The sequence below is a fragment of the Streptomyces sp. NPDC015032 genome (assembly GCF_043080425.1).
Taxonomy (GTDB): Bacteria; Actinomycetota; Actinomycetes; order Streptomycetales; family Streptomycetaceae; genus Streptomyces.
The window spans coordinates 26,957-39,766 of record NZ_JBIBVN010000006.1 but is presented as its reverse complement, the minus strand read 5'-3'; the positions used below and the strand labels follow the sequence as shown (position 1 = coordinate 39,766).

The window sequence follows — 12,810 nt, the reverse complement described above, 5'->3', positions numbered from 1 at the left end:
GAGACGGTCAGCCGACGTTCAGCGTCACGTCGTCGAGGATGAAGCTGGTCTGCAGATAGGCGTCCTCACTGCTGGTGAACCCGAGGGTGACCGTCTGACCGGCGAACTCGGCGACGTCGAACGTCTTTTGGACGTAGGAGCCCGTGGCGTCCGCGTTCGAGTACGTCGCGAGGGTCTTGGTACCCATCTTGACGGTGAACGTGTCGTACGCGGTCGGGTCGCCCGCCGACTCATCCGTGTCGGCGCGCAGATGGAACGACAGCTGGTACGTCGAGCAGCCCGACGGAACGGTCAGCGACTGCGCGATGGCGTCGGAGTGCGTGGAACCCCAGCCGCCGAGCCACGCCGTGTACGCGCCGCCGTGCGCGGGCTTCTCCGACGTCCGGTTGTTGATCACGCCGTCCGTCTGGGTCCACGGCGCGACACCGTCCTCGAAGCCGCCGTTGACGACCGCCTGCCGCGCCTGGCAGGTCCCGCCGCCACCGACGACGAGCGAGTACGTGGTGGTGTGGGTGGCCGTACCCGTCCCGGTCACCGTGAGCGTGTACGTACCCGGCGCGGCCTGGGCCCCGGCGGAGACGGTCATGGACGACGACGAACCCGACTGCACGGAGGCCGGGGCGAACGAGACCGTGACGCCGCTCGGCGCCCCGGAGGCCGTCAGCTTCACGGTCTGGGCGGAGCCGCTGGTGGTCGCCGTCGACACACTCGCGGTCACCGAGCCGCCAGGCTGGACGTTGCCGGAGACCGGCTTCACCGAGACGGAGAAGTCGTCGGCCGGAGCGGTGGTGCCGACGGAGGTCTTCCACACCGTGTAGGCGACCCCGTCGGCGCTGCGGTCGAGCGCGGTCGCGTTGATGTTGGCCGTGGTGTCGCAGGACTGGTGGTAGCAGGTGTCGTAGGACCGGCCCGCCGTACCGCCCCACTTGGCCGCCTGCGCGGACGACTTGGTGTCGCCGGCGCCCGTCGCGTACCCGGAGGTGGGAATGCCGCCCTGCTGGAAGGAGTAGTCGTCGGACCGCCCCTGGCCCTCGACGTTCTCCTCCGGCGCGAGGTTCAGCGAGTCCCAGTATTCCTTCATCGGTGCCGAGGCGGCCGAGTTCACGTTGTTGATGAAGTAGCCGGCGTTGGTCGAGGCGACCATGTCGAAGTTGTAGTACGCCTTGATCGCACTGCGCTGGGCCGCGCTGAGCCGGCCGACGTAGTACTCGGAACCCTGCAGCCCCTGCTCCTCGCCGTTCCACCAGGCGAAGCGGACGTGCTTGGCCATGGTCGGGTTCTGCTGCGCCAGGGTGAGCGCGTTCTCCAGCAGGGTGGCGGAGCCGGAGCCGTTGTCATTGATCCCGGGGCCGGCCGCGACGCCGTCCAGGTGGGCGCCGAACATGACAGTCTGGTCGGACGGACCGCCCGGCCAGTCGGCGATCAGGTTGTTCCCGCGGTACGTGCAGCTGGTACAGGTCTGCTCGCTGACGGTGTAGCCGGCTGCCTGCAGCTTGCCCTTCACATAGGCGACGGAGGCCGTGTAACCGGCGCTGCCGGCCCGGCGGTTGCCGCCGTTCTGCGTGGCGATGGTGTTCAGCTGCGCGAGGTGCGCCTGCACGTTGGCGACGCTGATGTCCGGAGCCTTGCCGCCCGGATTGCCGCCCCCGTTGTCGACGGTCAGGGTGTACTGCGCGGTGTGGCTCCGGGTGCCGTCACCCTTCACCGTGAAGGTGTACGCGCCGGGCGCGGCGCTCGACGACGCGGACACGGTCATCGTCGAGGACGCCCCGGACTGCACCGACGACGGGCTGAAGGACGCGGTGACACCGTTCGGCAGACCGCTCGCCGTGAGGTTCACGGCCTGCGCGCTCCCGGAGCTGGCCGCGGTCCGCACCGTCGCCGTCACCGAGCTGCCCGGCTTCACGGAGCCGGACGCCGGGTCCGGCGACATCGTGAAGTCGTTGTTGCCGCTGGGTGTGCAGGTCGGATCGCCGCTCTGGGCGGGGACACTGATCGCGTCCCAGGCGGCCTTGGTCCGGTCGAAGAGCACACAGCCGGTGTCGAGGTTCTTTGCGGCGGTGAGGGTGGCCGTGCGGTAGCGCTTGTAGGTCATCCCGCTCGTCTTGAGCAGCATCCCGCCGTAGAAGACCTTTCCGGCGCTCTGGATGCCGACACCGGTGACCGAGGAGCTGTTGCACGTCGGGCTGGACGGCTTGCCACCGTCGGGGTTCGAGCCCTCGGCCAGTAGGTAGAACCAGTGGTTCAGCGGGCCGGCCGCCGCGTGCTCCTCGGTATTGGGTATCGAGGTGCTGTAGCAGTTGGGGTCGCCGATCTGCCCCGGGTTGTACATGATGCGGATCGGCCCGTTGCCGACCAGGTTGATCTTCTCGCCGACGGTGTAGTCCGGGTCGTCGTACGGGGAGGGCTCATTGGTGTACGCCTCGGTGAGGGCGCCCATGATGTCGCCGGTGGCCTCGCCGAGCCCGGACTCGTTGTTGGCGCCGCCGGGCGTGTACTGGTCGATGCCGTGGCCGAACTCATGGCCCACCACGTCCATCGCGCCGATCCACTGATTGGCGTTGTTGTGGCCGATGGAGACCGAGGAGCCGTCCCAGTAGGCGTTGACGTCGTTCAGCCCGACCTTGACCGGCCAGCTGCCGCCGTTGCCGTTGTGTCCGTTGCGGCCCAGCCAGTCCCGCAGCATGTTCCACTCGTGCTGCGCGGCCCACATGACGTCGACGCAGCCGGTCTCCTTGCTGGAGGCGTTGCCGGTGCCCCAGGAGTCGCTCGACTTGGTGAAGACACTGCCCGTGCTGTAATCGGCGCAGCTCAGACCGGTACGGTTCGGGTCGCGCAGCGAGTAGCTGCTCCCCGAGGCGGTGGTGTCGATGGTGAGTGGGGAGGGACCGTTCCACTGGCTGTTGCCGGTGCCCGCCTTGACGTCGTCGTAGCTGTCGAGCACCTTGCCGGTGCCCGCGTCGACGAAGACGTGCAGCCGGCTGGGCGCCTTGGCGCTGCGTCCGGTGAGCACCGTCTCCCAGGCCAGCCGGGAGGTCCTGCCCGTGGCTCGCACCACCAGGCGGTGCGATTCCACCCCCTTCACGGTGGTGAGCTTCTTGCGGGCGGTGGTTTCGGCTGCCCCGGCGGAAACGGTCGGGGTCGTCGGCACATTGATCCGCCGGGACACCGCCGACTGGGTGCCGCGGACCCGGCCCCGGGAGTCGGCCACCACGACGGCGTCCCCGCCGACGACGGGGAGCCCGCGGTAGGTGCGCTGGTACGCGACGGAGTACATGCCCTTGACCCAAGGGGTCACCATCTGCCGCTCGTACCGCTCGTCGAGCCCCTTCGCCAGGGCGTCGAGGCCACTGGCTGCGGCCCGGTCGGCGGCCGACACCGCGGCGGAGAGTGCGGTCGGCGCGGGCGGGGACGGTTCGGCAGCTGCCGGCCCACCGCTGACGGCGACCAGCATTCCGGCGAGGACGGCCAGGGTTGTCCCGGCCGTCATCGGTCTGCGTTTCATCGAGGCTCCTTGAGTCGGGGGGCCTCGATCACGGGTGATGGCGTACGGTGACGTACCTGCTTCGGCCGCCGTCGGCCGCCCGCATAGCCGTCGTCCGTGATCGAGCGACCGAACACTCACATGTCGTCATGGCCTCGTCAACGAACTGCGGGAGTCGCCGGGGGACTTGGCAAGTTTGGTCAAGCCGTGGTGGTGGGATCGCACAACGATCCCGGGGTGCGGACCGGCTACTCCAGGCCGGAGGCCGTGAACACCGCACGCGCCGTCCGGCGGTCGATGCGGTCGGACAGCTGCCGCAGCGCTGTCACCCCGCACCGCAGCGTGCCGCGTTTCACGCAGGCACGGGCGTCGTCGTCCAGTCGGTGCCACAGCGCGGGATTCGCGACGAACACCTGAGGGTCGACCTCGACCCGGCCGCCCTCCGCGTCACGGAGCACCAGACGCTGGGAGACACCGTCCGACCAGCGCACCGACACCAACCGGTCGGTGCGCACGATCCGTTCACGCACCAGACCCCGGCAGGAGAGCCACCCCGCACCCGCGCGGACCCGGGGCGGCACCAGCACCATGAACAGCAGCACGGCCAGACCCGTCCATAACAGGGCGTGCACCGTCGTGAGGTGACTGGCCGTCATGTCGACGGCCAGGAGCAGCCCGAGGAGCGTCAGGGCGCAGCGGACCGCGAACCGCAGGTCCCCGGCCCAGCCGTGGTCGTAGGCGCTCGTGTCGGGCGGAGGGTGGGCCCGGCCGGAGTGGGGACCGGGCACGGCTCGGATGTCGCGTCTTCCCATGGCGGTGACGTTATGGAAGACCGCTGGTCCGGCGGCGTCCGTTGACGAACCGCTGACGCCCGGACGGCCGGTCCTGACGACAGCTTGACGGCTGCCCGGCGGGCTGCGCCGCGACCGGGGCGGCACCGCCGCCGGGCGGGGCAGGGTCGGGCAGGGGAGAGCGGCTCAGTCCTGCTCGTCGTCCCCGCCGTCCCCGCCGTCTCCGTCGTTTCGGCTGTCTCCGCTGTCTCCGCTGTCTCCGCTGCCCGCACTGTCCGTGCTGCCCGTGCTGCCCGCACTGTCCGCGTCGTTTCCGCCGGTCTGCGCCGGCCGGCCCGGCGCCGGTGATTCGGGTCCGGTGGTCGCGGTGGAGCCGGTGTCCGGCGTGCCGGCCGAGCTGGAATCCGGCGAGAACAGGCTCATCCCCAGATACACGGCCGCGAGGAAGGCAACCGTACCGGCGATGGCGCTCGCCACCCGGGGCCGACGCCTGATCGCCTCGCGGGCACCGGTGCGCCGCCGGACGGGGGCGGACCGCTCCGGCGGGCGCCGCCTGCGCCCACCTGCCTGCGGCAGGCGGTACGTCGACGTCCCCTCGGCCTGCTGCGCGGGGGAAGACATCGAGGTCGGGTCGAACGCGGCAGCGGAGGCCGGGGGACGAGCGGCTCTCGGGCCGGCCGGAGGACGGGTGGGGGCGTACAGCGGCAGGGGCTCAGGCTGTCCTCGCCACGCATCGCTCTGGAACCAGTCGGCGACCTGCTGGGCGCTGGGCCGGTCCTCGGGCTGCTTCGCGAGCAGCCCGAGGAGATAGGAGTCGAAGGCCGGGGACAGGTCGACGCCGCGCTGTCCGAGCGGCACGGGGGCTGTGTCGACATGTTGATAGAGCGTCGCGGTGGCCGTGTCGGAGCGGAACGGTGGCTCACCCAGCAGGAGTTGGTAGATCACACAGCCGAGGGAGTACATGTCGGACGCCGCACCGGCCGTACGGCCCAGGGCGCGCTCCGGCGCGAGATACAGACTGGTGCCGACGATCTGGCCGGTGGTGGTCAGCGCGGCGGAGGGGTCGTCGACGAACTGGGCGATACCGAAGTCACCGATCTTGACGGACCCCTCGGCGTCCAGCATCAGGTTCCCGGGCTTGATGTCGCGGTGCACGATGCCCTGCCGGTGCGCGGCGGCGAGCCCCGCGGCCGCCTGGCCGGCGATCCGGGCGACCTGCTCGGCTCCGAGCCGCTCCTCGGCCGCGAGCAGATCGCCCAGGCTCCTGCCCTCGACAAGCTCCATCACGAGGAAGAAGCGATTCTCCCAGGACCCGAAGTCGAACACGGCCACCAGATGAGGGTGACTCAGGCGGGCCGCGGTCTGCGCCTCCAGACGGAACCGGGCGGTCGCCGAGTCGTCCGCGTGGTCACCCAGCAGCAGCTTCACGGCCACTGCCCGGCCGAGCACTTCGTCGGAGGCGCGCCACACCTCACCCATGCCGCCGCGGCCGATGGGGGACGTCAAGCGGTACCGACCAGCTACCAGCACCATTGCACCAATCTCGAATTGTGGGCCGCTTCGACTGCCACGGCGGCGACCCGACACGGATCGGGGCGAGGTGGGGGGCGCGCGGCGTGATCAGGATATCGGGCCGCCGGACCTCGGCGACACGCCGAACGGTTCTCCCGGTGTCCGCACGGACTCCCCGGGGCGGCCGCGCCGCGGATTCCTCACCCCGCCCCCGGACGGTGGCGGCGGCCGGCCCGTACACGGATACCGGGCACTGGGGTACTCGGCGCGCAGGACCGTCAGCGCCTCGCGGTTGCCGATGCCGAGGAACCGGGCGCTCTGCCGCCAGGTGGAGTCGGCAACGCCATGGCGTCCGAGCAGCCGACGCGCCGGCTCGTCCGCGTCGGGCTCGCCGTCAGCCAGGGAGCCGTCGAGGCCGAGAGGAGCGAAGGAGCAGGACCGCGCCATGAGTTCATGGCACCGGGCGTGCCCATGCGCTGATCACCTCGGGTTGCCGGGGGCCGTGCGGCCCACCGACTCGACCAGCGGCAGCAGCCGGTGCGGCACCCGCTCGCGCAGCGCCACCTCGGTACGCGTCCTGACCACACCGGGCAGCCGGATCAGCCGCTGGATCACATCCTCCAGATGTCCGTTGTCGCGGGCCACCACCCGGGCCAGCAGATCGCCGCCGCCCGTGGTCGAGAAGGCCTCGACGATCTCCGGCACCGCGGCGAGCGCCTCACCGACCTCGTCCAGATGCCCCTGGGTGACCTCCAGATGAACGAAGGCCAGCACCGGGTGTCCCAGCGCGGCGGGAGACAGGACAGGTCCCGTGCCGGTGATCACACCGTCCCGCTCCAGCCGGTCGATACGGGCCTGGAGGGTGCCCCGGGCGACGGAGAGGATGCGTGCGTACTCGCGGACGCTGGTACGCGGCTGCTCGATGAGCAACCGCAGGATACGGGTGTCGAGGGCGTCCACCGCCATGGTCCGTTGGTCACTTCCTGGTAGGCCGATCCGGCTTGCGACTGTACCAATGGCCCGGCAGCGGCCTGTTCGTGCTGATCCGGAATCAGCTCCGGCCCCCTCCCATACCTGTAGTCCTATAGAACTACAGAACAGGTTCAGACCTCGGCGGGACGCGGACTACGAGGCTCCATCCATAGCTTCTGTATCCGAATCACCGGAAGCCATCCGGCACGGAAGGAGCCCCGCGTCATGCCGTCCCGAACCCGCAGAAGCCACCTGCTCGCCGAGCTGTCGGCCGCTCCGGGGCATGCCGACGGGGCGGCACCCGAAATGCGTGGGCTCATGGGGGAGTTGCGCGATCCGCACCGTGTGGCCCGGACCTCCCGCATCCGTGCCCGGTCCATCGACGGGCCGCGGGTCGCGGACACCGTCCGGTCCGCAAGCCCCGGCGGCGCCGCTGTCGCTCACACCCCGGTCACCGGCCGGGCGGGCCGCGACGGTGACCGGGCCGTCGGCGTAGCGCGCACGAGGCTCCAACCCGCCCTGGTGGACACCGGGTTCGGCATGGACGCCGTTTCGCCCGGGTCCGGCGCCGGTGCCTTTGCGACGGGCGGCGGCCACCGCGACCACCTGAAGCCCGGTTCCGTACCGCTGAAGAACATCGCCCGGAGCGTGGCCGGAACGGCCACGCCCGCAGAGCTCTCGGGAGAGCGCCATGCGTGACTTGGTCCGGCGGATCGAATCTGCCACTCCCGCCGACCGCGACCGCGCCATCGACGCCCTGCGTGCCGTCGCCATCCTCGGCGTCGTTCTCGGCCACTGGATGGTGACCGCGCTCGTCGTCGACAGCGGCACCCTGCACGGTTCGAGCCCGCTCCAGTACCTGCCCCGGTTCACCCCGGTCTCCTGGGTGTTCCAGACCCTTGCCGTCTTCTTCCTGGTCGGCGGACAGGTCGGTGCGAGGAGTTACGCCTCCGCCCGCGCACGCGGCGAGAGCTACGGCCGGTGGCTGAGGGCGAGGATGTCCCGGCTGCTGCGGCCGGTGGTCGTCGTGCTGTTCGTATGGACCGTGGCGGCGTGCACGATGCTCGCCGCGGAGGCGGACCAGGACACCGTGCGCGCACTGTGCAAGCTCGTGTGGTCCCCGCTCTGGTTCCTGGTGGTCTTCGCGGTGCTGACCGCGGCGACCCCGCTCGTGGCGAGGCTGCATCCGTTGTGGCCGTTCGCCGTCGTGCTGATCACCGACCTCTGCCGGTTCGGCCTGGACGCCCCCGGCGGGTTCGCCTCCGTCAACGTGGTGGCCGGCTGGCTGGTTCCGTACTGCCTGGGCGCGGCCTGGTCCCGGGGCGATCTGTGCAGTCGAAGGTCCGGCTGGGTGCTGCTGATCGGCGGAGCCGCCACCACTGCTGCACTCGTACTCCGGGCAGGTTATCCCGCGGCCATGGTCGGAGTGCCCGGCCTGGAGATCTCCAACCTCGACCCGCCGACGCTCGCCGTGGTCACCTTCGGTCTCGCCCAGTGCGGAGCGGCGCTGCTGCTGCTCGGTCCGCTGCGCCGGGTGCTCCGGCGTCCGGCAGTCTGGGCGGCCGTGGCGACGGTCAACCTCTCCGCGATGACGATCTACCTGTGGCATCAGACCGCGATGATCGCGGTGACCACCACCGGCCTGCTGGTGGGCGGGACCCTGCCGGGCCTGCACACCGTTCCCGACGCCCCCGGCTGGGTGCTTGCCCGGGTGGCCTGGCTGCCCGTGTTCGTCACGGCACTGCTGATCTGCTGGCTGGCGTTCCGCGGCTACGAACAGGGGCGCTCGCCGAGGCGGAGCGTGGTCATCCGCAAGGGGCGTCCATCGAAGTCGGCTGCGGCGCGACGTGCTTGACGCGAGGCAGGTGAGGCGGGACGAGGCGGTGTCCTTCGACGGACATCCGCATGTCCTGGCCCGGTGCCTGAACCGGCTCTACCCGTCGCGCAGGCGGCCCGCCGACCTCGTATGTGCCGGGCGGCCCCGAGCCGCGGTACCCGCGCCGGGGCGTGAGAACCGAGTCAGGCCCCGGCCCCATTTCGGTCCGTTGGCCCACCTATGGTGCACTCATTCGCTCATTCATTGAGCCAATGGTTCAGTGAATCTTCTTCGGGTTGAGCCATGGGCCGTATGGGTGTTGTGATGTACCCGTCGATGGCGCTGCGGATCCCCGCGGCGCCTTTTTCATGCCGGTGCGCAGGGCCGGTGTGTGCAGAAGCAGGAGCATGCCGTGCTGAAGAGGATGTTCGTTTCCCCGGACCCGGGCCGACTGCGGCTGCGCAGCGGTGTCCGGGCCGTCCTCGGCATCGGGCTGGCCGTCGTGGTGTGCGGACTGGCCGGTCACTCCCTCGTCGCGGCGATCACCGGCGGTCTCGCCGCGCTGCTGGCCTTGTTCACGGTGCTGGACACCACGGTGCGCGCCCAGGCGGTCACCACCGCGCTGCTGCCGGCCGTGGGCTTCCCCGTGCTCGCCCTCGCGGCAGGGCTGCACGACTACCCGCGGGCGCGGGACGTGGCCTTTCTCGCGGTCATGGGCCTGGGCGTGTACGCCAGGCGATGGGGGCCGCGCGGTCACTCACTGGGCGTCTTCGCGTTCATGGCCTTCTTCACCACGCAGTTCCTCCACACGCTGCCCGCGCAGCTGCCCGAGCTGTACTCCGCGGTCGCCCTCTCCCTGCTCGCCTCGTCGACCGTGCGCTTCGGGCTGTGGTGCTACGAGCGCCGACTGCCCCCCGCCGCCGCCGTGCCCGCCCCGGCGACCGGTGAGGGACTGGCCCGCGCGACCACACGCCAAGCGATTCAGGCGACCGCCGGGGGAGCCCTGGCACTGGCTGCGGGACTGCTCCTGTCCGAGCAGCGCTGGTACTGGGCCGTGGGCGCCACCTGGTGGGTCTTCGTGAACACCGCCTCGCGCGGCGAGACACTGGTACGTGGCTTCCGCAGGATCCTGGGCACACTGATCGGCATCCCCATCGGTCTGGCCGTCGTCGTTCCGCTGCACGGGGCTGCCGTACCCAGCGCGATCCTTGTTGCGATCGGCGTCTTCGGCATCTTCTACACCGCCGCGGTCTCCTACACCTGGATGGTGTTCTCGGTGACGGTCATGGCCGGAGCGCTCTACGGACTCCTCGGTGTGCTGGACCCGGCCCTGCTCGTGCTGCGGCTCACCGAGACCGCCGCCGGAGCGCTCGGTGCGATGCTCGCGGTGCTCCTCGTGCTGCCGGTCACCACACACGCCACGACCGACGTGTGGATCCAGCGGGCCCTGCGCTGCGTACACACCTGTACGGCGGAAGCGGCGGCGAGGCTCTCCGGGGCACCGACCGCCGATCCCGCGCCCCGGATCGCCGAACTGGAGGCACTCCTCGGACGGGTACGGCTGTCCCTGGCCCCGCTGGTGCACCCGTTGAGCCCGCTGCGCGCCCGCAAGGCCCGTGCCCGACAGGTACTCGCCCTGCTGGACACGTGCGCACGGGAGGTGCGCGGACTGGCCTCGGTCGCCGCGGACCCGGAAGCCTCCCACGACGCCCGCCTCGCTGCCGCCTGCTGGCGCGTCGAGGCAGCCGTCGAGGCGCTGACGGCCCCGGACCTGCCGCAGAGAGCGTGCTCGCAGGGCACCCCGTCGTCCCCGGCCGTCGCGGAGCCCGCCCTCGCCCATCTGCACGGTCTGGAGCGGGCGCTCGCCGAACTCGCCATACCGCTGCGCAGCGACCCGCGCGCCCCGCTGATCGGTGTGTGACCTCACCGCACGGAGCCTGCCGACAGTCGACGTCCTGGTCTAGACCTCACGGGACCGACTGCTACCGTCGCCCCGGAAGATCACGACTGCGAGGACGGCCGTGATCAGTCGGCGGAGAGGGGCAATGCGGTGACGAGCAGTGCAGTGGACAGCGACAACGGCGCGGGGCGGGCATTCATCGGATCGTTCACCTCGGCGGGCGGGCGGGGGATCACCGTCGCCGCCGTGGACCGGGAGACCGGGGCGCTGACCTTCCTCGGCGCGACGGACACGGTCCCCGATCCCTCGTACCTCGTCCTGGGGCACGGGCCCGGGCCGGGCGGCAGGGTGCTCTACACCGTCAGTGAGACCGAGCACGGCGCGGCCGCCGCCTTCGACGTCACCGGCGATGTGCCGCGGCCGATCGGCGAGATCCGGCCGGTCGACGGCAGCGCACCGACCCATCTCGCGCTCGCGGGCGGCCATCTGCTCACCGCCAACTACGGCTCGGGCAGCGTGACCGCCCTGCCCGTGCGGGCCGACGGTTCCCTCGGGGACGTCACCGCGGTGCTCCGGCACGAGGGCAGTGGTCCGAATGCCGACCGCCAGCAGGCCCCGCACGCCCACCAGGTACTGCCGGACCCCTCGGGGAACTGGGTGCTCAGCGTGGACCTCGGCACCGACTCCATACGGATCTGCGCGCTGGACACGGCCACCGGGGCGCTGCGGCCGCACCGCGAGACGGCCCTGCGACCGGGAGCGGGCCCGCGGCACCTGGCGTTCCATCCGGCGGGCGGCCACGCCTACGTCCTGAACGAGCTCGAACCGACCGTCACCGTGTGCAGGTGGGACCCCACCACGGGGGTCCTCGAACCGGTCGGTGAGACGCCCGTACTGCCCGAGGAACCAGCGGGCGGTGCGGACACGGCGACGTACCCGTCCGAGGTGGTCGTCTCGCACGACGGGCGGTTCCTGTGGACCGCGAACCGGGGGCACGACAGCATCTCCGTCCTGGCGCTCGACGCGACGGGTGGGACGGCGACTCTGGTCACGACTGTGGACTGTGGCGGGCACTGGCCCCGCGACCTCGCGCTCGACCCCACCGGCGGGTGGCTGTACGCGGCTAATGAGCGGTCCGGGAACGTCAGCTGGTTCGCCGTCGACCCCGCGACCGGCGTGCCGCACCACAAGGGCGCGCTGGAGACTCCCGCCGCGTCCTGCGTGATCTTCGCCTGACGTCCCGGCCGAGCGACGTCGCGTCCCATGAGCCACGCGTGCCGCCGCACACAGCGCGATCGCCGGACGGGCCCGGAGAACCGGACCCGCCCGGCGGTCGAGGGCAGATGTGCTGCCGGGCAGCCCGGCACCGGGTCAATGTGCCTGAGCACCCTGCGGCGTCGTCGGCGCGATACCGAGCGCCGTCATGTACATCGACAGCACGAGCTTGCCGATCGCCGGATACGCGCCGAGCGGCTCGGCCGTCGCACAGCCCGCCTCCTTCGCGGCGGCGTCCAGCAGTCCCTCGGGGACCTCGGGGCCCACGAGGTACGGGGCGAGCGCGAGCTGCGCCGAGCCGGAGCCCGTCAGCTGCCCGGCGATCGAGGCGACGGAACCCTCCACGTCGAGTGCGGCGGCCATCACCGGTACGGCGAGCCGGGCGGCGAGCAGCATGCCGGTGATCCCGGCGGCCTGCACCGCCTCCTCGCCACCCACCGTGGCCAGCACGATGCCGTCGGCGGCCGTTGCCACGGTGAAGAGCCTGGCACGGTCGGCGCGGGCCAGCCCGGCCTCGGAGAGCCGTACGTGCAGCGCCTCGGCGAGCAGCGGATGGGGGCCGAGTACATCGGTCAGCTCGACCTGCGTGCCGCTGTCCATCACGGCCTGCCGTATCCGCCGGATCAGAGCGCTGTCCGGCCCCGCGAGAAGCGGCACCACGACGGCCGCCGGGCCTTCGGGCTCGGCGACCTCACGGCCGGCGGCCTGCGCCTGCTCGTAGCGCGCGACACGCTCGGCGGCGCTGTGGGTGAGTACGGCCGAGAGCCTCGGGTACTCGGCGTCGTCGCCGTCGAGGTAGCCGATCACGGCATTGAGGCCGGGCAGCTCGGAACGGGCGATGCTGATCACCTCTTCGGCCAGACCGCGTGTGGCCGAAGAGGGGGTACCGGGAACGGCGAGAACGAGCGCGGCGGCGCCCTCGGGTGCGACCACGGGCTCCGGGCGGCGGTGCCGTCCGGACTGGCGAGGTCGCGGCATTCGTACAGGCAGGCCGGAAGCGGGCCCAGTGGGGGTGCTCATGGCGCCGCATGCTACTGGTTTTGGGTACCCCTCCGTTCGG

General features: G+C 71.4%; 10 protein-coding genes. 4 read left to right on the top strand and 6 right to left on the bottom strand.

Going from position 1 to position 12,810, the window contains the following annotated elements; genetic code table 11:
- Positions 1-7 precede the first annotated feature (7 nt).
- The 5 genes from ACF08M_RS11930 to ACF08M_RS11910 form a co-directional block, all read right to left on the bottom strand.
- Positions 8-3,490 carry a M28 family peptidase gene (locus ACF08M_RS11930; protein ID WP_392185296.1) on the bottom strand — a complete coding sequence of 1,161 codons (3,483 nt, stop codon included), beginning with the start codon at positions 3,488-3,490 and terminating at the stop codon, positions 8-10.
- Between the two features lie 242 nt (positions 3,491-3,732).
- Positions 3,733-4,296 (bottom strand): hypothetical protein, encoded by a 564-nt coding sequence (locus tag ACF08M_RS11925; RefSeq protein ID WP_392185106.1) that lies wholly within the window; start codon positions 4,294-4,296, stop codon positions 3,733-3,735.
- A 165-nt stretch (positions 4,297-4,461) separates the two neighbouring features.
- Positions 4,462-5,754, bottom strand: coding sequence for a serine/threonine-protein kinase (locus tag ACF08M_RS11920; RefSeq protein ID WP_392185295.1), 1,293 nt, complete (start codon positions 5,752-5,754; stop codon positions 4,462-4,464).
- A gap of 141 nt (positions 5,755-5,895) precedes the next feature.
- On the bottom strand, positions 5,896-6,234 hold the full coding sequence (locus tag ACF08M_RS11915; RefSeq protein WP_392185105.1) for a hypothetical protein: 339 nt from the start codon (positions 6,232-6,234) through the stop codon (positions 5,896-5,898).
- Between the two features lie 33 nt (positions 6,235-6,267).
- Positions 6,268-6,753 carry an Lrp/AsnC family transcriptional regulator gene (locus tag ACF08M_RS11910; RefSeq protein ID WP_392185104.1) on the bottom strand — a complete coding sequence of 162 codons (486 nt, stop codon included), beginning with the start codon at positions 6,751-6,753 and terminating at the stop codon, positions 6,268-6,270.
- Positions 6,754-6,984: 231 nt separating this feature from the next.
- Here ACF08M_RS11910 and ACF08M_RS11905 point away from each other — a divergent pair, with 231 nt between their 5' ends.
- From ACF08M_RS11905 to ACF08M_RS11890, 4 genes are all read left to right on the top strand, one after another.
- Positions 6,985-7,458 (top strand): hypothetical protein, encoded by a 474-nt coding sequence (locus ACF08M_RS11905; protein WP_392185103.1) that lies wholly within the window; start codon positions 6,985-6,987, stop codon positions 7,456-7,458.
- Positions 7,451-8,614 carry an acyltransferase gene (locus tag ACF08M_RS11900; RefSeq protein WP_392185102.1) on the top strand — a complete coding sequence of 388 codons (1,164 nt, stop codon included), beginning with the start codon at positions 7,451-7,453 and terminating at the stop codon, positions 8,612-8,614. Before ACF08M_RS11905 ends, ACF08M_RS11900 begins: the two co-directional genes overlap by 8 nt.
- A gap of 373 nt (positions 8,615-8,987) precedes the next feature.
- Positions 8,988-10,496: an FUSC family protein gene (locus ACF08M_RS11895; protein ID WP_392185101.1), complete on the top strand. Its 1,509-nt coding sequence runs from the start codon at positions 8,988-8,990 to the stop codon at positions 10,494-10,496.
- Between the two features lie 144 nt (positions 10,497-10,640).
- Positions 10,641-11,711: a lactonase family protein gene (locus tag ACF08M_RS11890; protein ID WP_392185294.1), complete on the top strand. Its 1,071-nt coding sequence runs from the start codon at positions 10,641-10,643 to the stop codon at positions 11,709-11,711.
- A 135-nt stretch (positions 11,712-11,846) separates the two neighbouring features.
- Here ACF08M_RS11890 and ACF08M_RS11885 read toward each other — a convergent pair whose 3' ends face one another.
- On the bottom strand, positions 11,847-12,770 hold the full coding sequence (locus tag ACF08M_RS11885; protein ID WP_392185100.1) for a sirohydrochlorin chelatase: 924 nt from the start codon (positions 12,768-12,770) through the stop codon (positions 11,847-11,849).
- Between the last annotated feature and the right edge of the window lie 40 nt (positions 12,771-12,810).

Excerpts from the sequence above, each read along its gene's own strand:
- ACF08M_RS11930 (WP_392185296.1), bottom strand. The coding sequence starts at position 3,490 with ATGACGGCCGGGACAACCCTGGCCGTCCTCGCCGGAATGCTGGTCGCC.
- ACF08M_RS11925 (WP_392185106.1), bottom strand. The coding sequence starts at position 4,296 with ATGGGAAGACGCGACATCCGAGCCGTGCCCGGTCCCCACTCCGGCCGG.
- ACF08M_RS11920 (WP_392185295.1), bottom strand. The coding sequence starts at position 5,754 with ATGGGTGAGGTGTGGCGCGCCTCCGACGAAGTGCTCGGCCGGGCAGTG.
- ACF08M_RS11915 (WP_392185105.1), bottom strand. The coding sequence starts at position 6,234 with ATGGCGCGGTCCTGCTCCTTCGCTCCTCTCGGCCTCGACGGCTCCCTG.
- ACF08M_RS11910 (WP_392185104.1), bottom strand. The coding sequence starts at position 6,753 with ATGGCGGTGGACGCCCTCGACACCCGTATCCTGCGGTTGCTCATCGAG.
- ACF08M_RS11905 (WP_392185103.1), top strand. The coding sequence starts at position 6,985 with ATGCCGTCCCGAACCCGCAGAAGCCACCTGCTCGCCGAGCTGTCGGCC.
- ACF08M_RS11900 (WP_392185102.1), top strand. The coding sequence starts at position 7,451 with ATGCGTGACTTGGTCCGGCGGATCGAATCTGCCACTCCCGCCGACCGC.
- ACF08M_RS11885 (WP_392185100.1), bottom strand. The coding sequence starts at position 12,770 with ATGAGCACCCCCACTGGGCCCGCTTCCGGCCTGCCTGTACGAATGCCG.